The sequence below is a fragment of the Azonexus sp. IMCC34842 genome, assembly GCF_050368855.1.
Taxonomy (GTDB): Bacteria; Pseudomonadota; Gammaproteobacteria; order Burkholderiales; family Rhodocyclaceae; genus Azonexus; species Azonexus denitrificans_A.
On the sequence record NZ_CP178449.1, the window covers coordinates 3,764,743 to 3,785,559 of the forward strand.

20 protein-coding genes are annotated in these 20,817 nt (G+C 60.8%); 4 read left to right on the forward strand and 16 right to left on the reverse strand.

Annotation, left to right across the window (positions count from 1 at the left end):
* Positions 1–5: 5 nt before the first annotated feature.
* The 6 genes from nadD to ACLIKD_RS17890 are packed head-to-tail and all read right to left on the reverse strand — an operon-like array spanning position 6 to position 4,205.
* The gene (gene nadD, locus ACLIKD_RS17865) at positions 6–662 is read right to left on the reverse strand and encodes a nicotinate-nucleotide adenylyltransferase (RefSeq protein WP_428826079.1); all 657 of its coding nucleotides are present in this window, start codon (positions 660–662) and stop codon (positions 6–8) included.
* Positions 655–1,428 (reverse strand): BPSS1780 family membrane protein, encoded by a 774-nt coding sequence (locus ACLIKD_RS17870; protein ID WP_428826080.1) that lies wholly within the window; start codon positions 1,426–1,428, stop codon positions 655–657. Before ACLIKD_RS17870 ends, nadD begins: the two co-directional genes overlap by 8 nt.
* 2 nt (positions 1,429–1,430) lie before the next feature.
* A complete protein-coding gene (locus ACLIKD_RS17875) occupies positions 1,431–2,177 on the reverse strand; it encodes a BPSS1780 family membrane protein (RefSeq protein WP_428826081.1) in 747 nt (248 codons plus the stop codon).
* Between the two features lie 9 nt (positions 2,178–2,186).
* The gene (locus ACLIKD_RS17880; protein WP_428826082.1) at positions 2,187–3,113 is read right to left on the reverse strand and encodes a homoserine kinase; all 927 of its coding nucleotides are present in this window, start codon (positions 3,111–3,113) and stop codon (positions 2,187–2,189) included.
* Positions 3,114–3,116: 3 nt separating this feature from the next.
* A complete protein-coding gene (locus ACLIKD_RS17885) occupies positions 3,117–3,443 on the reverse strand; it encodes a DUF2782 domain-containing protein (protein ID WP_226417943.1) in 327 nt (108 codons plus the stop codon).
* Between the two features lie 33 nt (positions 3,444–3,476).
* Positions 3,477–4,205 (reverse strand): TIGR00730 family Rossman fold protein, encoded by a 729-nt coding sequence (locus ACLIKD_RS17890; protein WP_413463926.1) that lies wholly within the window; start codon positions 4,203–4,205, stop codon positions 3,477–3,479.
* Between the two features lie 5 nt (positions 4,206–4,210).
* On the opposite strand from ACLIKD_RS17890, the gene polA reads away from it, so the two are divergent.
* The gene (gene polA / locus ACLIKD_RS17895; RefSeq protein ID WP_428826083.1) at positions 4,211–6,934 is read left to right on the forward strand and encodes a DNA polymerase I; all 2,724 of its coding nucleotides are present in this window, start codon (positions 4,211–4,213) and stop codon (positions 6,932–6,934) included.
* Here polA and ACLIKD_RS17900 read toward each other — a convergent pair.
* Positions 6,931–7,947 (reverse strand): glycosyltransferase family 9 protein, encoded by a 1,017-nt coding sequence (locus ACLIKD_RS17900; RefSeq protein WP_428826084.1) that lies wholly within the window; start codon positions 7,945–7,947, stop codon positions 6,931–6,933. The two genes, polA and ACLIKD_RS17900, sit on opposite strands and share 4 nt — an antisense overlap.
* 204 nt (positions 7,948–8,151) lie before the next feature.
* On the opposite strand from ACLIKD_RS17900, the gene ACLIKD_RS17905 reads away from it, so the two are divergent.
* Both ACLIKD_RS17905 and ACLIKD_RS17910 read left to right on the forward strand, forming a co-directional pair.
* Entirely contained in the window at positions 8,152–9,324 is a 1,173-nt protein-coding gene (locus tag ACLIKD_RS17905) for a glycosyltransferase (RefSeq protein ID WP_428826085.1), read from the forward strand.
* Complete coding sequence (locus tag ACLIKD_RS17910; RefSeq protein ID WP_428826086.1) at positions 9,293–10,552, forward strand: O-antigen ligase family protein; 1,260 nt, start codon at positions 9,293–9,295, stop codon at positions 10,550–10,552. The genes ACLIKD_RS17905 and ACLIKD_RS17910 overlap by 32 nt, the downstream gene beginning before the upstream one ends.
* A 40-nt stretch (positions 10,553–10,592) precedes the next feature.
* Here the strand turns inward: ACLIKD_RS17910 and ACLIKD_RS17915 are convergent, their stop codons facing one another.
* From ACLIKD_RS17915 to cobC, 9 genes are read right to left on the reverse strand one after another with little or no spacing between them, the layout of a single operon-like run.
* Positions 10,593–11,753, reverse strand: coding sequence for a glycosyltransferase family 4 protein (locus ACLIKD_RS17915; RefSeq protein WP_428826087.1), 1,161 nt, complete (start codon positions 11,751–11,753; stop codon positions 10,593–10,595).
* A gap of 26 nt (positions 11,754–11,779) precedes the next feature.
* Positions 11,780–12,895: a glycosyltransferase family 4 protein gene (locus ACLIKD_RS17920; RefSeq protein WP_428826088.1), complete on the reverse strand. Its 1,116-nt coding sequence runs from the start codon at positions 12,893–12,895 to the stop codon at positions 11,780–11,782.
* Positions 12,892–13,902, reverse strand: coding sequence for a glycosyltransferase family 9 protein (locus ACLIKD_RS17925; protein WP_428826089.1), 1,011 nt, complete (start codon positions 13,900–13,902; stop codon positions 12,892–12,894). The genes ACLIKD_RS17920 and ACLIKD_RS17925 overlap by 4 nt, the downstream gene beginning before the upstream one ends.
* Before the next feature lies 1 nt (position 13,903).
* On the reverse strand, positions 13,904–14,719 hold the full coding sequence (locus tag ACLIKD_RS17930; RefSeq protein ID WP_428826090.1) for a polysaccharide deacetylase family protein: 816 nt from the start codon (positions 14,717–14,719) through the stop codon (positions 13,904–13,906).
* Positions 14,719–15,804 (reverse strand): glycosyltransferase family 4 protein, encoded by a 1,086-nt coding sequence (locus ACLIKD_RS17935; protein WP_428826091.1) that lies wholly within the window; start codon positions 15,802–15,804, stop codon positions 14,719–14,721. Before ACLIKD_RS17935 ends, ACLIKD_RS17930 begins: the two co-directional genes overlap by 1 nt.
* A complete protein-coding gene (gene msbA, locus ACLIKD_RS17940; protein WP_428826092.1) occupies positions 15,804–17,561 on the reverse strand; it encodes a lipid A export permease/ATP-binding protein MsbA in 1,758 nt (585 codons plus the stop codon). Before msbA ends, ACLIKD_RS17935 begins: the two co-directional genes overlap by 1 nt.
* A 54-nt stretch (positions 17,562–17,615) precedes the next feature.
* Positions 17,616–18,755 (reverse strand): glycosyltransferase family 4 protein, encoded by a 1,140-nt coding sequence (locus ACLIKD_RS17945; protein WP_428826093.1) that lies wholly within the window; start codon positions 18,753–18,755, stop codon positions 17,616–17,618.
* Complete coding sequence (gene rfaQ / locus ACLIKD_RS17950) at positions 18,752–19,849, reverse strand: putative lipopolysaccharide heptosyltransferase III (protein ID WP_428826094.1); 1,098 nt, start codon at positions 19,847–19,849, stop codon at positions 18,752–18,754. Before rfaQ ends, ACLIKD_RS17945 begins: the two co-directional genes overlap by 4 nt.
* A gap of 10 nt (positions 19,850–19,859) precedes the next feature.
* Positions 19,860–20,372, reverse strand: a complete 513-nt coding sequence (gene cobC / locus ACLIKD_RS17955; protein WP_428826095.1) for an alpha-ribazole phosphatase family protein — start codon at positions 20,370–20,372, stop codon at positions 19,860–19,862.
* Here cobC and ACLIKD_RS17960 point away from each other — a divergent pair.
* On the forward strand, positions 20,371–20,817 hold the full coding sequence (locus ACLIKD_RS17960; RefSeq protein ID WP_428826096.1) for a hypothetical protein: 447 nt from the start codon (positions 20,371–20,373) through the stop codon (positions 20,815–20,817). The genes cobC and ACLIKD_RS17960 overlap by 2 nt on opposite strands.

The window sequence follows — 20,817 nt, forward strand, 5'->3', positions numbered from 1 at the left end:
AGGGTTTAGAGCCTATTTCTGTAGAGTTGGTGAAGGTCAATATAGTCGAGAACGCTATCCGGCAGCAAATAGCGCGCGGAAAGGCCGTTAGACAACAGTTTTCGGATTTGGGTCGCCGAAATGGCGAGCTGGGTCATGGCAAAGGTGGCAATGCGGCCGGCCGGCGCACTTTTCAACTGCGCCATATCGCTCACCTGGCGCGTCTTGAACTGGCTGGCCAGTTCCGGCGGCAGGCTGGCGGCTTCGACCGGAAAGCCCGGGCGGTGCGAAATGGCGATATGGGCCAGCGCAAAAAGCTCCGCCCAGCGGTGCCAGGTGGTCAAGCCGGCAAAGGCATCGGCGCCGACCAGCAGGACCAGCGATTGCCCGGCGCCGAGTTCGCCCCGCAGGCGCTCCAGCGTATGCACGGTATAGCTCGGGGCGCTCGCTTCGACCTCGCCGGGGTCGATCGAAAACCGGGGATTTCCGGCCGTCGCCTGGCGCACCATCGCCAGCCGCTGCTCCGCCGTCACCTGCGGCGGGCCACGGTGCGGCGGATGCCCGGCGGGAATCCAGCACACGCCGCCCAGGCCAAGCTGGCCGATGGCTTCCTCGGCCAGCCGCAGGTGGCCGAAATGCACGGGATCGAAGGTGCCGCCGAACAGGCCTAAAGGCTCAGACAATTTCGGAGATGCCGAAAATATCGCGGTAACTGGCGTAGAAGCTGGCAAAGATGACCGGCGCGATAATCAGCGCGATGGGCACCATGACCAGCCCGGCGATCAAACTTGCGGCACCCGGAAAGAGGATCAGCAGCAGGCCGAGCAGCAGGCCCGGAATGACCCCGGCAAACAGCAGCAGGCCGATGCTGTAGGCGAGGAAAGGCCGCCAGTTGATCCAGCAGGCGACAAAGCTGAAAAAAAGCGACTTGCCGATCGGCAAGCGGTGCCAGGCGGCCAGCACCGGGGCAAACCAGTAGGCCATCAGCAGCGGCACGAGCATGATCATGACGACCAGCGAGGGCAGCAGGAAATCGGCATCTTCGACGGCCGCCCGTTCGGCCCGGCTGGAGGCCAGCATGTAGCGCAGCAGATCGCCGCCGTCGGCCAAGGTCGAGGCGCCGAGAATGCCGAGGGTGCAACAGAGATAGAGGGCGCCGAGGCCGATCAGCGTCCTGGTGTTTTCCTTCAGCCCGCCATACAGGGTCTGCAGCCCGATCGGCTGGCCGCGCTCGAGGTTGCGCGCCGCCTGCATCAGGCCGACAGAAAGGCCGGGAATGACCAGCGATGCCGCCACCGCACCGATCAGCGGCAGGACGTTGAGGAAAATCACGGTGAACCAGTAGGTGACAACCAGCATCGAGAAAGTCAGCGGATTGCGCCGGAAGATCGCCAAGCCGGCGACGATCCAGCGCCAGCCGGCGGCGGCGGGAAGAGTCTGGGCGCGCACCGTCAGGTCCCGACGAAAATGTCGCGGTAGGACGCGTACACCGCGCCGGAAAATATCGGCAGCAGCAGCAGCAAGCCGAGACCGAGCGGCAGCATGGCAAAGAACAGCGCAACGACGAGAAAGACGCCGAAAATCAGCATGGCCAGCCAGTTCTTGGCGCCGGCATCGAAACTCGCCCGCATCGCCGCGGCCGGCTTCATGTCGTGAAAGAAGACCAGGGCCGGCGCGAACCAGGTGGCCATGATGACCGGAACCGACAAGATCGCGACGACCAGCCCGGCCAGCATCACCCCGCCCAGCGCAATGCCGAAGCCGGCGATCTTGCCGGTGACGACGCCGCCGAAGACGCCGCCGCTGACCAGCAGGAAGGCGATGAAGGCGAGTCCGAAAACACCGGCGGCAAAGAAGACGCCGACCATTACCAGCTGACCGGCGTTATGGCGAAAACCGGCAAACAGGTCGGCAATTTCGGCCTGGGGCTCGTCGCCCATATGCCGACAGATCTGCACCATGCCAGCGCCGAACAGCGGGACCAGCAAATGGGCGGCGATCTGACCGAAAAACGGCACGATCGAGATGGCCATCAGCATGATCAGCAGCAGCATGGTGCTGCCGATCCATACCCCGGGGTTGACCAGGAACATCGTCCAGCCCTGTTGCAGCCAGTCAAAACAGGCGCCGGGGTCGACTTCACGGCTTTCACCGTTGAAAGGCGCCGGCTCCAGCGGAAATTCGGTAGTTTCGTTCATGCGCGGATGCTAACGGGGGAGCGCCTCGGGGGCAAGGCGGAAACGTGCCAGCATCTGGCCAAAATGCTCCGGATCCTTGATCGTCACCACCTCGCCATCGCGCGGCCGGTGTCGGGCGTCCAGCCGGAGCAGCCAGAAACGCAGCGCGGCGGCCCGCCGCATGGCCGGCCAGGCGGCCATCTCGGCCTCGCTCAACGGGCGCCGGCGGCGGTAGCCGGCGAGTAGTTCGGACAATGTTGCGTGATTGAAACACCACTCGTTGGCGACGACGGCCAGATCGAACAATAAACAGTCCTCGCCGGCGAAATAGAAGTCGAGCACACCGGAAAGCCGCCCCGCTTCATCCCACAGCACGTTGTCGCGAAAGAGATCGGCGTGGATGATACCGCGCGGCAAGGCCGAGAAATCCTGGGCCACCTGGAAGGCCAGTTCGTCGGCCAGCAGGCTGCGCTCGGCCGACGCCAGCATCGGCATCAGGACCTCGCCGGTCGCCTGGCGCCAGGCGGCGCCGCAGGGATTGGCCAGGGGATTCGGCAGGTCGGCCCCGGCCAGATGCATACGCGCCAGCATTTCGCCGAGCGCTTCGCACTGCGCGGGGCTTGGCGATTCTTCGATGGTGCCCGGCAGGCAACTGAGCAGCGCCGCCGGCTTGCCGGCCAAGAGCCGCCAGCGCCGGCCTTGCCGGTCAGCCAGCGGCTGCGGACAGGGAATGCCGCGGCGTGCCAGATGATCCATCAGGCCAAGGTAGAAATCGAGCGCCGCCGGCTCAATGCGCTCGAACAGGGTGAGCACGAAGCGGCCGCTGGCCGTCGTCACGAAATAGTTGGAATTTTGCATGCCGGCGGCGATGCCGGCATGCCCGATCAACTCACCGAGAGCCAGCGGCTGCAGCCAGGCAGCGAGTTCGTCGCGCCCGACCGAGGTATAGACGGACAAGACTTACCAGCTATGGAGGATCCACATCGGTGGCTTGACCGGGTTTTTGCCGATGTCCGCCTCGATGAAATTGCCGTCGCCGAGACGATCGACCAGGTAATAGGACGGGCCGATGGCCGGCGTCACCTTGACCATGTACAGCTTGCCCTTGACGCGGTATTCCTCGCGGGTTTCCTTTTCGGCTTTGACGATCGTCACCTGCGGCTCAAGCGCTTCGTCGAAGGCCTCCATGCCGGGCGGCGGCGGTGGCACGGCGGGTAGCGGCTGCAGATCGTTCTGCGCCCAGACGGGCAAGGCGGCGAGAAGCAGGATGGGGAGAAGACGGCGCATGGGGTTTTCCTCGTTGGTCTAGGGCCAATTTTATTACAGGTTGAGCATCAACTCGCGCTCGTTGGGCAACGGCCCGAATGGACGCGCTTCGTAATGCTTGAAAATGGCTTCGACGACCAGGGCTGGCTCGTCGATCATCTGGATCAGGTTGATGTCTTCCGGATCGACCATTCTTTCCTCGACCAGTTTTTCCTTGAACCAGTCGATCATGCCCTTCCAGAAATCGGAACAGACCAGAATCAACGGAATCTTGCGGGACTTGCCGGTCTGGATCAGGGTCAGCGCTTCCATCAGTTCGTCCAGCGTGCCGAAACCGCCGGGCATCACGACATAGGCGCTGGCGAAGCGGACGAACATGTATTTGCGGGCGAAGAAGTGGCGGAAAGTCTGCGAAATATCCTGGTAAGGATTGGTTTGCTGCTCGTGCGACAACTGGATATTCAGGCCGACCGAGGGTGACTTGCCGAAGAACGCCCCCTTGTTGGCCGCCTCCATGATCCCCGGACCGCCCCCGGAGATCACCGAGAAACCGGAATCGGAGAGCAGCCGCGCCGTCTGCTGCGTCAGCATGTAATAAGGCGAATCGGGCCGGACGCGGGCACTGCCGAAGACGGTGACGGCCGGCTTGATCGCCGCCAGACGTTCGGTCGCCTCGACGAACTCTGACATAATGCCGAAAATCCGCCAGGATTCCCGGGCCGACGCCGCCTGCAGCAGGGCCTCGGATTCCACGCCCATCACCAGTTTGTCATTCTCCGTCACTTCTCATGCCTCTTTTGTTGTTGGTGGACGGTTCGTCCTATCTCTATCGCGCTTTCCACGCCATGCCCGACCTGCGCAACAAGGCAGGCGAGCCGACCGGCGCCATCTATGGCGTCCTGAACATGCTACGCCGGCTGGAAAGCGACTACAAGGCAGACTACAAGGCCGTCGTCTTCGACGCCAAGGGTAAGACCTTCCGCGACGACTGGTATCCGGAATACAAGGCGCACCGGCCGCCGATGCCGGACGAAATGATCGGCCAGATCGAACCGCTGCACGCCGCCATCCAGGCCGCCGGCTGGCCGCTGCTGATGGTCGATGGCGTCGAAGCCGACGACGTGATCGGCACGCTGGCGACCAAGGCCGCTGCGGACGGCATCGAAACGCTGATTTCGACCGGCGACAAGGACCTGACCCAGCTGGTCAGCCCCCTGGTCCGCTGGTACAACACGATGAGCAACGAACTGCTCGACGAAGCCGGAGTCGAGGCCAAGTTCGGCGTACCGCCGGGCCGTATCGTCGATTACCTGGCGCTGGTCGGCGATACCGTCGACGGCGTGCCCGGCGTTGCCAAGTGCGGCCCGAAAACGGCCCTGAAATGGCTGGCCCAGTATGGCTCGCTCGACGCCATCGTCGCCCATGCCGATGAAATCGGCGGCGTGGTCGGCCAGAACCTGCGCGCTCACCTTGCTTTCCTGCCGCTCGGCAAGAAGCTGGTCACCGTCGCCTGCGACCTCTCCAATCTGCCCGCCCCGAATGCGCTGACCACCACGCCGCGCGACAGCGAAACCTTGCGCCGCCTATACACCCGCTATGAATTCCGGAGTTGGTTGCGCGATCTCGATGCGCCGGCCGTCCCCGCCGCGCCAAGCCAGGCGATGGACAGCCCGGCGCCCGTTGAGCAAGACCCGGCCGGGGCGATTCCGGTCACCTACGAGACAGTCTTCACTTGGGCGCAACTGGATGCCTGGCTGGCCAGGATCGAATCCGCCGAACTGACCGCCCTCGACACCGAAACGACCAGTCTCGACTCGTTTGCCGCCCGCATCGTCGGCATTTCGCTGTCGGTCAAGGTCGGCGAAGCCTGCTACATCCCGCTCGCCCACACCGCTCCCGGCGCCCCCGACCAGTTGCCGCGCGACGAAGTGCTGGCCAAGCTGAAGCCCTGGCTGGAAGCAAGCAGCCACAAGAAAGTGCTGCAGAACGCCAAGTACGACCAGCACGTCTTCGCCAACCACGGCATCGCGCTGGCCGGTATCGAACACGACACGATGCTGCAGAGCTATGTCATCGAGTCTGACAAGGGTCACGATCTCGGCCAGTTGTGCAGCCGCCACCTCGGTCTCGCCACCATCGCCTACGAAGACCTGTGCGGCAAGGGCGCCAAGCAGATCGGCTTCGATCAGGTCGATATCGAGCGCGCCGCGACCTATTCGGCGGAAGATTCCGACGTCACGCTGCGCGTCCATCAGGCGCTGCATCCGCGCTTTGCCGCCGAGCCCGGCCTGTCCTACATCTATCACGCCATCGAAATGCCGGCCCGCCAGGTCATCTGGCGGATCGAACGCAACGGCATCCTGATCGACAGCGCCGTGCTGGCCCGGCAAAGCCACGAAATGGGCCAGAAGATCATGGCCCTCGAAGCGCAGGCCTTCGAGCTGGCCGGCCAGCCCTTCAACCTCGCCTCACCCAAGCAGCTGGCCGAGATCCTATTCGAGAAGCTCGGCCTGCCGGTCAAGAAGAAAACGCCATCAGGCGGCCCGTCGACCGACGAGGAAGTGCTCTCCGAACTGGCCCTCGATTACCCGCTGCCCAAGCTGCTGCTCGAGCACCGCAGCCTGTCCAAGCTCAAGGGCACCTACACCGACAAGCTGCCGCGCATGGTCAATCCGGCCACCGGCCGGGTCCATACGCACTTTGCCCAGGCCGCCGTGGTCACCGGTCGCCTCGCCTCGAGCGATCCCAACCTGCAGAACATTCCGGTACGCAGCGAGGAAGGCCGGAAAATCCGTACCGCCTTCATCGCCCCGGCCGGCAGCAGCATCGTCTCGGCCGACTATTCGCAGATCGAACTGCGCATCATGGCGCATCTCTCAGGCGATCCCGGCCTACTCGATGCCTTCGCCCATGGCGAGGACGTGCACCGGGCGACGGCCGGCGAAATTTTCGGCGTCACGCCGCTCGAAGTCGGTCCCGACCAGCGCCGCGTCGCCAAGAGCATCAACTTCGGCCTGATCTACGGCATGAGCGCCTTCGGTCTGGCCCGCCAGCTCGGCCTGGAACGCAGTGCGGCGCAAATCTACATCGACCGCTATTTCGCCCGCTACACGGGGGTCGCCCAGTACATGGAAGAAGCGCGCGAAACCGCTCGCCAGAAGGGCTACGTCGAAACCGCCTTCGGCCGCCGGCTGTGGTTCCCCGATATCCGCTCGAGCAACGGCAATCGCCGCCAGGGCGCCGAACGCGCCGCCATCAACGCGCCAATGCAGGGTACCGCCGCCGACCTGATCAAGCTGGCGATGATCGCCGTCCAGAACTGGCTGGAAAGATCAGGCCTGAAATCGCGCCTGGTGCTGCAGGTGCACGACGAACTGGTCCTCGAAGTGCCGGATGACGAACTAGTCGAAATCCGCACTCACCTGCCCCGGCTGATGGGACAGGTGGCCGAACTGAAGGTGCCGCTGGTCGTCGAACTGGGCGTCGGACCGAACTGGGAGGCGGCGCACTAGCGCCGCGACAGCAGCCGGCCAAAGGCGTCGACGGCTTCGTCGACGCTGATGTCGGCGACATCGCGCGACGGCTTTTGCAATAGTTCGTAGGGCACACCCCACGGGTGCCAGCGTTCGACTGAAGAATTGCCGAAAAAGCAGACCAACGGTTTGCCGAGGCCGGCCGCGACGTGCATCGCCCCGCCATCGGAAAGCACCGCCGCATCGCACAGCGACAGGCCGGCAATCAATTCGGAGAGATGCTCAGTCCGCATCGGTGCGACCGGCAGGTCGGACAACGCCGCCAGCAGGCGAGCGGCCTTGCCGTCATCGCCGGGATGGAAGGGATTGTTCTCGTCGCCCGGCGACCAGAAGACTAGGAAACGCGCGGCATGTGCCGCGTGTAGCCGATGCGCCAGTTCGCTGAAGCGTTCTACCGGCCAGCGCTGTTTTTCCTTGCGGGCACTGATGTGCAGTGCCACCAGAGGGCCTTGTGAGTCGCAAACTCGAGCGGGTAAGGCAGCAAGCAGCTCTGACACCCGCAGTTGATCAGCAACAACGCTCAGCCGAGGAATCGGACTTGAGATCCCGAGCGGTTCCAGAAGTCGATAAATATCCTCAGTTTCATGTAAGTTGCCGCCATCGCCATGCGGAACCGCGAAATCGATCTTTTCGCCGTTTGCACCATCATTGACGAACCCGACAATATGCTTGGGTGCCACCCATCGAGCCAGACCCAACGCCCTTTTTGCGAAACCGCTATTTGGCAGGATGACGTAGTCAAAACGTTTTCGGCGTAGCTGCCACAATAGCTTCAACCTTCGCAGATATACCGAAACGTGAGACTCGCTTTCCGCGTGCTTGCCCTTCGTATAAGCGAAGATCTCATCTAGATATGGGTTACCCGCCACCGTGGGGCAGTTGTAGCTATTAGCCAAAACCGCCAGATAGGCTTCCGGAAACTTGCGGCGCAAGGCTTCGAAAAGCGGGGTAGTAAGAATCAGATCACCGATGTTATCGCGACGAATAATCAAGATCGCGGGAGTTCCGTTATGCATATCTAATGGCCGTAAGATCAATCTCGTCACAGGGGCTATCGCCGTTGGCTACCAAGCCTAAAGAATCCAACAACGAAGGCGGCAGATTTTACCCAGTTTCGCACCCTCCGCCCGTGCCGCGGCATCCCATTGAGGGATAATTCGCCACCGAGTACGGGCTCCAATGTAAGGATTTTCGTTTTGAAGCAGCAAAGAGTCGATTCTAAGCAAAACATCGCGCTGGTTGCGCAACCCATTCAGCGTATCCCGCCAACCGGAGGCGCTGCGGTCGAATGGTGGACATGGCAGGTAGCACGCCACCTCGCCCGTTCCGAAAAATATGTGCCGCATATCATTTGCACAGGGGAAGACGATCCATCCCCCGAACATGAAATTCGGGAAGGCGTCCACTTCTACCGGATAAATTTATCGAGAACATATAAGCGCCTGTTCCAAAAATGGACCCGCCTTGATCCTTACGGCTATGCAGCGCGCGCTGCTCGTTATTGCCGGGAGATTGATGCCAAGATCGTCCACACGCAGAACTCCCCGGAACTTCACCGGCAAATGGTCCAACGGCTTTCTGGCCGTAAAACAATCCTGCATATGCATAACGAAAAACAGCCGAAAGGCAATTTCCATGCAGACTTGTTACTCACTGTTTCCAACTACCTAGCTCAGTGGTACGAAGAACGACTTCCCGATGCCAAAATTCAGATCATAACCAATGGTATCGACAAAGACATTTACCATCAAACAACAACCCCGCCGGAATGGAAAAAGCGGCTTTCCGCATCAAAGAAAGTCATATTGTATGCCGGTAGAATTTCTCGTGAAAAAGGCGTTCACCTTTTAGCGGAGGCCTTTGCTCTCTTGGTACCGCGGCATCCGGAACTGCAGTTGGTCGTCATCGGAGAAAGAAGCTTTGGCACACATGATCGCGCAAAATATGCAGACCGCCTTGAGGAGTTTCTCAAGCCTTTCTCCAATCAGGTCGACCTGATTGGTTCGGTCCACCCAGAGGAAATGTATCGGCATTACCAAGCAGGAGATCTGCTGGTCGTGCCTTCCATTTCTGAAACGTTCGGCATGGTATGCCTTGAAGGCATGGCCGCCGGAATTCCTGTTTTGGCTGCGCCCAACGGGGGACTGCCCGAATTTGTCCAGCCCGGGAATACAGGATTTCTAATCGGCGAATACGGAAATGCGCCATCTCTCGCAGCCCAAATAGAAAACATCCTGGAGATGCCTGACAAGATGCGGGACATCGCTGCGGCCGGACAGATTTATGCCCGAGAGAATCATGACTGGAGTTTTGTTTCCGCCAACCTTTCCGAGATTTATGACCAACTCCTTCGCAACGACGTCGCGTGAACCGAAATGCATCGCCTATCTTCACGGCATAAGCGAGGCACTTCTCTATTGTTGGTTGACAGGGCTAGTACTACCTCACGCAAATGCTCTCTATAACCTTGGCTTATTTGGAGCACCGCTAGTTGGACTCGCATATGTTTTGTTAAGCAGAGGCACAGCATTAACTTGGCCCCCTAAAGCGCTGACCTTCGGGTTCTGCGTCTTCTCGGCCTGGAACCTTCTAAGTTGCACGTGGGCACCGCTGCCCAAGCAAGCCGTCGCTCAATGGTGGGGCAATCCCGGTATAGCTGTGATGACTGGCTGCATTTACGCGGTCATTTTTCAGGATCGTGGCAGCCAAAAAAGATTCTGGCAATTTATCGTACCACTCAGTGCTGTGCTCGCTTGCATGTATATTGCCGAATGGATTTCCGTATCAAAGGCGGTGGGCGCACTAATCCCGCCCTATCCAAGTATGAGATCCTGGGGGGACCGCCTTATTCTTTGCTTTCCCTTCCTGATGTTTTCTGGCGAGCTAGCTGACAAGAGAATCATCAAGTCGGTTATTAAGTCCTTGGTCCTGATTTTTGCCTGCCTGATGATCGTTACCGGCGCCCGGGGAGTCTGGCTGGCACTGATTTTTTGCATTGTTTCCTGGGCAATACTGACTAAGAAGGGCAAGCAATTAGCGGTCGTTGCAGGCAGCTTATGTCTGATCTTCGGTCTATCGCTTTTAATTCCGGAAAATCCGCTTAAAGAGCGATTATCCAATATCACCTATATGTCTGACCGACTGAACTACACGTGGGGTCCGGCCCTTCAATTCTGGGAGCAATCACCCTTTGCTGGAATTGGCTTCGGCAGCGATGCCTTCCAAGACAAAGCTAATGAATTAGCCAAAAACAATGCTGACTGGCTAACGGAAATTGACAAAGGGGGTCAAGATTACTATGTTCATCTCGGCCCTCATAGTAATTATCTTGAAGCATTGGCGGGCGGTGGCGTAATCGGATTGTTCTTGCTGCTATATTTCTACAGTCAAGTTATCAGGAACACTTTCTTGTCCCCCCGACCAATCAACCTCTTGCTCGCTGCAACAGGATCGGGGATTTTCGTGAAATACATGATTCACGGCACTGTCGAGTCGATCAACTGGAAGGCCCTCGGCATTTTGATTGGTTTGATGCTGGCGGCCCTGGCGTCAAACCCTCGGAGCAAGAACAAAGAAAAGCAAGTTGAGGCGGTATGAACTTTGGGCGTAACCGGCCCAATTCATCGTAATCTGCTTTTCAGCCGAGACCGGCAATAAGCTCAATCAGCTCTTTTCCGCGATTTTGCCAAGTGAATTTACGCACCCTGTTACGCGAAAGTTCGCCGAGGCGAGCCCCTCCATCCGGCCGCTCACACACTTGCCGGATCGCCTGTGCCAATGATGCGGGAGTATTTGCTGCCGCCCAGCCCGCCCCATCGCTCCCCAGCAATTCGCGTATTGCCGGAAGGTCGGTGGCGACCACGGCGCAACCTGCCGCCATGTACTCGAACAATTTGAGCGGCGAGGTAAATGCACTATCCGTATCGGCACGATTCGGCAAAATTGCGACACAGGCTTTAGCCAACAACGATTGCACTTCGTGCTGGGGAAGGTGCCCGAGGAAAGAAATCCTCCCATCGGGGTAGCCTGGGCGCATCTTCAGGCGCTCTATCTGCTCCCGACTGCCTCCAATTACCGTCAGATGATATTCCGGCAGGAGATCCATCGCATCGACAAGATCGTCCACACCTTTCCAACCAAACAGACTGCCGGCGTATATCAGATGCCAGCGGCTTTCCGACCAAGGCTTTGGCGGCAAGGCATCCGGGTAATCCACTCCATTTGGCAACACCCATATCGGTTTGCTCAAGCCAAAGGTTTCTCTCAACCCATCAGCCGACCCTCTGGAATTCGCGACTATCAGAGCTGCCTTTTCCAGAACCATATTTTCCAGGGAATGCAGCCGGGCACGTTGAGTCGGTTTGGCCGTATGGGCAAATACCTCATGTGCTTCGTAAAGGAAAGGGATGCGGGGAAAGGCTCCCGCGAACTGAGCCGCCGCCTTGATGTGGCGGAAAAACACAATCGACGGTAACCGCTCTGTTTTTTCCTGCCGCCTTAGCCAGCGGGAAAGACGCCACATGAACAAGCGGTTCGATTTGATGCGGGTCACCCACAACTGGCGCGACAATGGCAACAAAGTCACATTTTCCGGTACTTCGTGCCCAATCGGTGTAAAGGGATGACCGCCTTCGCTGGGCACGTACGCCAAGGTAATTTGCACACCCTGCAAGGCAAGTGCCCGGACAAAATGTGCAACCTGCAAACCACGCGCCCTCGGCAAGGGTAGTGGCTCCGGAAAAACGTAAAGCATGCGGAGCCCTGCCATGGCTTTTGTCTCGCCTCCGCGCTCCTTCACAGCAGCCTTCCTGCTAACAGGCTGCGTCATCTCTGCAAATTGCCCAGCAGGCGCTCGGCTGACTGGCGCCAAGTAAATCTTTGCTCAATTCGCTGCCTGGCATTTCGCCCCAGACTCATACGTAATTCGGCATCTGTTGCCAGCCGGGCCATCGCCCCGGCCAGCGCCCGGCAGTCGGCCACCGGGACAAGCAAGCCGGAAACTTCCTCGTTACCGATTACTTCGGGAATGCCGCCGATATAGCTACCGATCACCGGCAGGCCGCAAGCCATTGCTTCGGCAATCGTAATGCCAAAAGCTTCATCGGCAATGCTCGGGAACACCCCGGCATCCGCCAGCGCGTACCAGGCAGGTAGTTCCTTGTGCGGCACCGCGCCCTGGAATACGACCCGCTCCGCGACACCAAGTTGCTCAGCCAATCTTGCCAATCCCGGCTTGGCATCGCCTTCACCGATAATCAGAAGACGAACCGCCAAGTCTCTTAAAACGGGTTCGGCCAGCGCCCTGACCGCGATTTCCATGCCTTTCCAACCAACGACGCGGCCGGCAAAAGCAAATAATATCTCGTTATCGCCGCTCACCAGTTGCCGCCGGTGCTCGGCATTACGCAGCCCCGGTTGAAATTGCTCTACATCGACACCGTTATAGATCACACCGGGAAAGCGTTTGAAATGAGCAGAAATTTGCCATGCATTGAAATGGCTACAGGCAACAAAAGCATCAACGCCTTTGGCCAGCCAACGATCGCCGCGAAAGAAGTCAGTACCTCCACTCATGAAGGCAAAACGCGTCTTGCTGCCTTTTGGCATAAGCCACGGCCAAACAAAATCGAAGGGCTTGGTCAGGATGACCCAATCGTTGTTCGCTGCCGCAACCTCATGACGGGCATGCCGGGCAAAACTCAGACGCTCGGCCAACTTGCGGAAACGAACACCCAAATTTAGAAAACGCTTGCGTGGCGTAAACGGGAAGGTTCGGACGGTAATAGCCCGCCCGCCAAAATCCGGAACTGCATTTCCGCTCCCGCCGTAAACGGTGACCTCGTGCCCCATGTCGGCCAGCGCCATGGCGAGTTGCCAAACCGCAGTTTGGATGCCTCCGACAAAAACCGTTGTCGTTACATCAATGAATGCAATTTTCATTTCTTGTCCAAATAGGCGCATGCCGCGGAAAAAATCGTATCCACGGAAATCTCCGCCATACAGGCATCGCGACTAATCTGCACAGCTGGATGTTCGACAACGGTCAACGCCGGATGCGCCTGCGGCGCCAGGAAACGCCCAGGGTGGAAGCAGTGGTACATCGCCACCATCGGCACATCCAGCGCTCCAGCCAAATGAGTTGGTCCGGTATCGACCCCCACATACAGAGCCAATTGCGCGATCAGCGCGGCGTTCTGGCGCATCGAGAAACTGCCGGCCAAACTGTTCACCCGTTCACCCAAGGCATGGGCAAGCTGAATTGCCAAACCCTGACTTTCCGGCCCTCCCAGCAGCACAATCTGAATGTCCGGATAACGTACCAACAAGCGTTGAGCCAATTCAGTGAAATGGCCCACTGGCCAATCTCGGTAAGCTTTGGTCGGAAAACTCTGCAACTGAAAACCAACCAGGCGTCGATTTTTCCAGCCGCGCTGCTCAATAAAATCAAGCGCCTCCGCCTGCTCGCGAGCACTACTGACATAACACAGGTGCAGACTCCGGGCTACGACCCCCAAAGGCCCAAGCAGCAAGGCTCGTTCCGCCGCAGCCAGCATCGGCTGCTCCGGACGAGCTACAGAGATGGTCAGCGCTGCATCGTAAGCCGGTTTATTGCGTCCCGCGAACCCGATCACTTGCCGCGCCACACGCCGGGCGAACCGGGCCAACGTGGGCTCCTCACCGTAAATCAAAGCCGCGTCAAACGGCCTCCCCGGCCGCCAACCGAGCCAACGAGCACGATGCTTGGTGATCCCGGCCAGGTGATCAATGCAATCCAGATGGCGCAGCACCTCGACGCGCCCCGGGTGGGCCATGACGGTTAGGTGCGAATTCGGCCATCGCTCTTTCAATGCCGCAACCGTCGGTGTAATCAACAGCGTGTCGCCGAAACGTGCGACGCAGATCACCAGCAAACGTGGGTTATCGCGGGAAATCAGCGAATGGGCCATATCAGCGATTCTTGACGGCAAGGTACAAGGCCGACAGCAAGGGGTGTCCGTAAATCCCCATACGGCGGCCAAACCAGTGCCCCCCTTTATCCTTGGCCACAATGCGTGGCAGGCGGGCTGGCTCACAGCCGGAACGCACGACACCATGCTCCGTGGTGTACAGGTGAGTGAATCCGGTAGCCAAGGCAACTTGCCGGTACCGATCATCGAAATACCCCTGCGGCCAGCACAGGTGCGACGTCGCCTCACCCAGACGCGACGCCAGCGAGGCGCGCGAAGCATTCAGATCGTCCGTCAGTGCCGCATCCCGCGCCGACGGGTCAGCGATAATACGGTCCCAGCGCGTGTGCGTATGCGTATGCGAATGGAAATCGACGGTACCGGCGGCAAGCATCATCTCTACTTCCGACCAACGCAGGAAGGCATCGTCGAACCGCCCCGCACCGGCATCGGTCATGGCTTTTTTGTGGTTCGGCACCGCCGGCACGCCGGCTTGGCCAACATGTGGCCGCACCGGTCCGTTGCCGACCCAACCGGTAATCAGGAAAACTGTTGCTCGCAGACCAAACTCCTGCAGCACTGGATGGGCGTACACCCAATTGTCAAGGTAACCGTCATCGAAGGTGATCAGCACACTCTTCTTCGGCAACACGCCACTAGCCAGCGATTCCGCGAATGCTGCCGTAGACAGCGTGCGCCAGCCATTCTTCGCCAGCCATTCCATCTGCGCACGAAAGTTCTCCGGCGAGCAGGTAACCAACCCGGGTTGAGGGCTGACATGGTGGTACATCAACACGGGCAAAGGCTGCCCGAGCATTAGCGCCTCTCCAGCAAGCGTTTATACAATTGCTCCATCCCTTGCGCCATAACTTCGCGGGAGAACACCCGACGCACAAACTCTGCAGCATTTCTGCCCATGCTCTCGCGGTAGACCGGATCAGCCAACAAGCGGCAAATCGCCTCGGCAACCGCCGCACCATCCTGCAGCGGGACGAGCAATCCGGTCCGCCCATCCTGGACCACCTCCGGAACGCCATCCACATCGGTCGCGACAACGGGCAAGCCCATCGCGCCAGCCTCGATGAATGCTGTCCCCAAAGCTTCCTGATGCGTGGGCAGGACGAAGACATCAAGCGAAGCCAGGATATTGGTTACATCGCGACGCAAGCCCAGCATATGCACGCGATCGCCAAGGCCTTCGACGGCAATACGCCTGGTCAGATTTGCCGTCTGCGGCCCATCCCCGGCAAAGACAAAGTGTGCAGTTGGAAAACGCTGCAGCACGGCGGGAACAGCATCGAGAATTTCGTTATGCCCTTTCTTGACACGCAGGATGGCCACCGTACCGACCAACAGCGTATCGGCCGACACCCCCAACTCCTCGCGCAGGTGACCGGCCATGCTGGCCCGATCATAACGGGCGAAATCGACGCCGGTCGGGACTGTTGTAATACGCTCTCGCGGCACGCCGGACGCAACCAAAAAATTCTCGACAAACTTGCTGACCGTCACCACGTGATCCGGCAGCACACTGTAGGTGAATTTGGAGGTGATGGGCAGCGCCAAATGGCGGGTCCGGACGATGCGTGGCCGCCTGAATAGCGTGTGCGCCGCCATACCAGCCAGTTGCGTATCGCGACCACTGTGCGTATTGACGATATCGGCCCCGAACCGCTTGATGACACCGCGCAAGCGCAGGATATTTGGCAAATCGATGGCGCCGCGCATGTCGACGGCGAAGGTCGGAAAGCCCAGTTCCTTCGCCCGCTCGAGAATGCGAGCCCCAGGCCGGCTGAGCACGGCCAGTTCATGCCCCCGGTCGCGCATGCTGACCAGTTCGTTGATCGTGCGGTTTTCCTGGCCACCCCAGCCCGTCGAGGACTCCGTGTGCAGGATGCGCATTACGCCGCGCCCTCTTCCGCCTTTTGCATCCGGTAGAGTCGGGCGTACAGGCCGTCGTGGGCCAGCAGTTCGGCGTGCGAACCTTCCTCCTGCTTCTGGCCGTGGGCCAGCGCGACGATGCGGTCGGCCCGTTCGATGGTGGACAGCCGGTGGGCGATGACCAGCGTGCTGCGGCCGCGCATCAGCTCGTCGAGCGCCGCCTGGACATGGCGTTCCGACTCGGTGTCGAGGGCCGAGGTGGCTTCGTCGAGAATCAGGATCGGCGCGTCCTTCAGGATGGCGCGGGCGATGGCCAGGCGCTGGCGCTGACCGCCGGACAGCTTGACGCCGTTTTCGCCGATCATCGTGTCGAGGCCTTCCGGCAGCGTATCGATGAATTCCAGCGCGTGCGCGGCCTTGGCGGCGGCGCGGATTTCTTCCAGCGTCGCATCGCGCTTGCCGCCATAGGCGATATTCGCGGCGATGGTGTCGTTGAACAGCACGACATCCTGGCTGACCAGCGCGATGTTGTCGCGCAGGCTGTTCAGACGGATGTTGGGCAGGGCATGACCATCGACGCGGATTTCACCGCCTTCGATGGCATAGAAACGCGGCAGCAGATTGGCCGCCGTCGTCTTGCCGCTACCCGAAGGGCCAACCAACGCGACACACTCGCCGGGGCGAATGGTCAGGGACAGCGCATCCAGGGCGGGGCGCTCGGCACCAGGGTAAGTAAACAAAACCTTGTCGAACTCGACCAAACCCCTTGCCCGCCCCAACTCTTCCTTACCTTCATCCGCCTCAGAGGCCTCATCAATCAACGAGAAAACGCTCTCAGCCGAAGCCAGGCCACGCTGAATCGGGGCATTGACGTCGGTGATCCGGCGCAGCGGCGGCAGGATCATCAGCATCGCGGTGATGAAGGAAACGAAACTGCCGACCGTCGTCTGCTCGGTATTGGCCTGCTTCAAGGCGACGCCCATGATGATGGCAACACCAGCAGCGGCGAAGAATTGCACGATCGGACTTTGTGCCGCCACCGCCATCGTGGCCCGCATTGCCAGACGACGCTGTTCACGTACCGACTTGTAAAAACGGTCTTCCTCGTAGGTCTGACCGCCGAAAATCTTGACCACCTTGTGGCCCTCGATCGCCTCCTGCAAGACCTGCGTAATCCGCCCCATCGATTCCTGCTGCCCCTTGGCGACTGCGCGCAAGCGCTTGCTGAAGGTACGGACGACATAGGCAATGAAGGGAACGACGGAGAGCGTGATCAGCGTCAGTTGCCAGTTCAGGTAGAGCAGCCAGGCCATCAGACCGACAATGGCCAGCGAATCCTTGATCAGCGAAGTCAGTGCATTGGTCGCCGCACCGGCTACACCGGTCACGTCATAGGCGATGCGCGACATCAGCCGACCGGACAGGTTGTCGCTGTAATAGCGGGTCGGCAAGCGGACCATGCGGGCGAACATCGCCTGGCGCAATTCGGTCACCACATTGTTCGAAACCCAGCTCATCGCATATTCGCCGATGAAGCCGAACACCGCGCGAGCGAGGAAGATGCCCATGATGGCCAGCGGATAGATCAGCCAGTCCCATTCTCCGGCCGACTGCGAAAAGCCGTCATCCAGCAGCTTTTTCATCATCGCCGGAAACACCGGCTCGGCCAGTGCCGACAGGCCCATTGCCGCGAGACCCGCAGCAAAAACTTTCCAGTACGGGCGAACATAGGTCAGCAGCCGGAGGTAGAGCTCACGGCTGGTCATGTCATTCGACATGCAAATCCTTGAAGCTAAAAGTGAAGGGCAGGATTATACCTGCGCAAGAACGCCCTAGCCGAGCGAACGGTAGAGCGCCAGCAGCCGGTCGGCCATCGCCGGCAGGGTGAGCGGTTCGGCAACCGCCCGGGCCGCCGCCCGGACCGTCGGATCGCCGGCCAGCGCGGCGAGATCGTCGAGGCGGTCGGCCAGTTCGGCGCTATCGACGGCATCGACCACCCAGCCATTTTTGCCCGGCCGTACCCACTCCTGCGCGCCGCAGGTCGTCGAGGTGACGATCGGCAAGCCGCAGGCCAGCGCCTCCAGCGCGGCATTCGGACAGGGGTCGTAGAGGGTCGGCAGGACGAAACCGTCGGCCGCGCCATACCAGGGCCGGACATCCTTCAGCGGGCCGGTAAAGTGAACGCGGCCGGCCAGCCCGAGCCGGGCGGCCAGGGCCTGCATCGCCGCCAGCTTGCGGTCGGCGCCGACGATGACCAGGCGCGTCTCGACCCGGCGCATCCTGGCCGCCGCCCGCAGCAGCTGCGGCACGCCCTTGCGCTCGAAACCGCTGCCGACGAAAAGCAGCACCGGTGCCCGCCGGGCAATGCCGGCCTGCGCCCGCATCGTCTGACGAAATTCGTCGGCCAGCCCGGGATGGAAAACCGTCGTATCGACGCCGTTGTAGATGACCGGCAACTTGCTGCGGTCGACGGCGTAATAGCGCTCAATCTCATCGGCCACCATCTGCGAATTGCAGATCACCGTGCGCAGGGCCGGGTCGGCGAACATCGCCCGCTCGGCGGCCAGCACGTAGCGATGGTAGGCGGACCAGCGCTGGCTCAGCCGCTGCAGCGGCGTCAGCACGCGGGCCCGGTGATCTAGCCAGGCGGCATGCACGCCGTCACCGGCGCGAAAGATCATGCAGCCGGGAATCCGTTCGTGCGACTGGGTGATGTCGAAGCCGCCCTGCGCCATTTCCCGCCGGGCGCAGTTGGCGAAACTCCGGTCACGCGCCGCCCGACCGCCGAACAGCCGGGAATAGGACGGATCGCAGGTGATCTGCCGGAAACCTTCACGCGGCGCACCGTCCCAGCTGCGCGTGATGAGCGTCACCTCGGCCCCCTCGCCGGCCAGTGCGCCGAGCGCCCGCTCGACGAAGCGCTCCGCCCCGCCGTAGGGGTTGTAGCGCTGACGGACGATGGCGATCTTCACCGGGCGAGCAGTTCGTGGGCGGCGTCCAGCACGGCATCGACGCTTAGCGAAGTCAGGCAGTCGCTGACCTTGCCGCCGCCGCAGCCGTCGATACCGCACGGCCGACAGGGATGCTGCTGGCTGCTGATGACGCGAAACGGCACGCCCCACGGCCCCCACTGCTTGTCGCCGGACGGCCCGAACAAGGCGACGGTCGGCGTGCCGACTGCCGCAGCAATATGCATCGGCGCCGAATCGACGCCGATGAATAGTTTTGCCGCTTGGGTCAGCGCCGCCAGTTCCTTCAGCGACAGCTGGCCGGAAAGCGCCAAGGCCGGCTGACTGAGCCGGGCCTGGATCGCTTCCAGCATCGCCTGCTCGTCCTTGCTCGGCGCCGCGGTCAGCAGCACGGCGTGGCCCTCGGCCTGCAAGCGCCCGACCAGCGCCGCCATGTGCTCGACCGGCCAGCACTTGAAGAACCAGCGCGAGGCCGGATGGACATGGATGAAATCGCCGCCGGCCAAACCAAAGCCGTGCAGATGCGCCGCCACGCTGGCCTCGGCGGCCGCCCCCGGGACCAGCGTCAGGCGCCGTTCGTCCGCGCCGGGCTGGATGCCGAGCCGGCGCAGCGCATCGAGATTGGTCTCGGCCATGTGACGCAAGGCATTGCGCGGTGCCGTCTGGAGATGGGTGAAACTCTGCCGCCAGCGCTTGCTGCGCCCGCCGACCGCCGGCCCGACCGACCAGCGCGGCTTGAGCAGGCGGCACAGCCAGGCGCCGCGCCAGTGTTCGGTAAGGTGGATGATCAGATCGTAATGGCGCGCCTTCAAGCTGTTGAACAGCGCCAGTTCGGCCTTGAGCTGGCCGATGGCGCCGAGCTGCTTCCACTTGCGGTCGATGGTGTGCACGCTGGCAATGGCCGGATGGAAAGTCAGCATCTCGGCCGTATCGGCGTAAACCAGCGCATCGATCTCGACCTGCGGAACATGCGCCTTGAGTACCGAGAAGACCGGCGAACTGACCAGCACATCGCCGTGGTGACGCAACTTGATGACCAGCACCCGCTTGATCTCGGCGAGCGGCACGGCATCGCGCAAAGGATTGAAAGTTTCCATGGGCAGCATTTTACCGGGGGACTTCGACAGTCGTGCGCGATCCGTAAGCGAAAACCAGTTGCGGCCATTGCTCGGGCGGCAAACCCTGCCAATGCGCCAACAAGGTGCGGATCACCCCGGCATGGGTGACGATGACGGCTTCCGGCACGGCCAGCCCGGCCACGAAATCGAGCGCCCGGCGCTGCAACTGGCGGGGCGATTCGCCGCCCGGCGGGGCATAGCCAGCGACATCGGCCGCCCAGGCATCGAGTTCGGCGCGCGGAATATCGTCCCAGCGCCGGCCCTCCCAGCTGCCGAAATCCATTTCAAGCAGCCGCTCGTCAAAGCTCGGCTGGCTGCTCAACTGCTCCGCCAGCATCCGGCAGCGGCGCAACGGACTGCTCCACAGCGGCAAACCGGCCGGCAGTTCGCCAAGCAGGCTGCGAGCGACGGCCGCCGGATCTTCGGCCGGAATATCCAGCCGGCCATAGCAGATGCCCGGCTCGATCTGGGGTTTCGGGTGACGGATCAGGTGCAGGATCATGGTAAAAAACCAGGCTTCAGTTGATGAACCGCGACTTGATGCACGGTTGACCAAGATTATCTGTTTGACAATGCAAATAATCAGGGAATTTCGGATAGACGACACAATCGAATTGCCCATGGGCTCGCATCTGACATCCTTCATCCCCAATCGCGCCGAAACGCTCAAGGTGCTGCAGCTGATGGGCGCCCATCAGCCGATCCTGATGTTGCACGGCGCCGATGACGGCTTTGGCACGCGCTGGATTCTCGATGGGCAACAGGTGCAGCCGGTCATCGCCCGCTATTTGATGGACGAAGGCTTCATTGCCGAGGCCGGGCTGACCGAATTGGGGGCCAGAACGCTCGCGCTGACCCCCTCCGGGGCAAAATTCCGCGAAAACGGCTTCGTCTGGTGGGCCAGTCTTGATTTTTTCGAGCGGCTGAAAATCATCATTTTCGGCTGA

Excerpts from the sequence above, each read along its gene's own strand:
- ACLIKD_RS17920 (WP_428826088.1), bottom strand. The coding sequence starts at position 12,895 with ATGAAAATTGCATTCATTGATGTAACGACAACGGTTTTTGTCGGAGGC.
- ACLIKD_RS17925 (WP_428826089.1), bottom strand. The coding sequence starts at position 13,902 with ATGGCCCATTCGCTGATTTCCCGCGATAACCCACGTTTGCTGGTGATC.
- ACLIKD_RS17930 (WP_428826090.1), bottom strand. The coding sequence starts at position 14,719 with ATGCTCGGGCAGCCTTTGCCCGTGTTGATGTACCACCATGTCAGCCCT.
- msbA (WP_428826092.1), bottom strand. The coding sequence starts at position 17,561 with ATGTCGAATGACATGACCAGCCGTGAGCTCTACCTCCGGCTGCTGACC.
- rfaQ (WP_428826094.1), bottom strand. The coding sequence starts at position 19,849 with ATGGAAACTTTCAATCCTTTGCGCGATGCCGTGCCGCTCGCCGAGATC.
- ACLIKD_RS17910 (WP_428826086.1), top strand. The coding sequence starts at position 9,293 with ATGACCAACTCCTTCGCAACGACGTCGCGTGAACCGAAATGCATCGCC.
- ACLIKD_RS17885 (WP_226417943.1), bottom strand. The coding sequence starts at position 3,443 with ATGCGCCGTCTTCTCCCCATCCTGCTTCTCGCCGCCTTGCCCGTCTGG.
- ACLIKD_RS17875 (WP_428826081.1), bottom strand. The coding sequence starts at position 2,177 with ATGAACGAAACTACCGAATTTCCGCTGGAGCCGGCGCCTTTCAACGGT.
- polA (WP_428826083.1), top strand. The coding sequence starts at position 4,211 with ATGCCTCTTTTGTTGTTGGTGGACGGTTCGTCCTATCTCTATCGCGCT.
- ACLIKD_RS17960 (WP_428826096.1), top strand. The coding sequence starts at position 20,371 with ATGGTAAAAAACCAGGCTTCAGTTGATGAACCGCGACTTGATGCACGG.
- cobC (WP_428826095.1), bottom strand. The coding sequence starts at position 20,372 with ATGATCCTGCACCTGATCCGTCACCCGAAACCCCAGATCGAGCCGGGC.
- ACLIKD_RS17935 (WP_428826091.1), bottom strand. The coding sequence starts at position 15,804 with ATGCGCATCCTGCACACGGAGTCCTCGACGGGCTGGGGTGGCCAGGAA.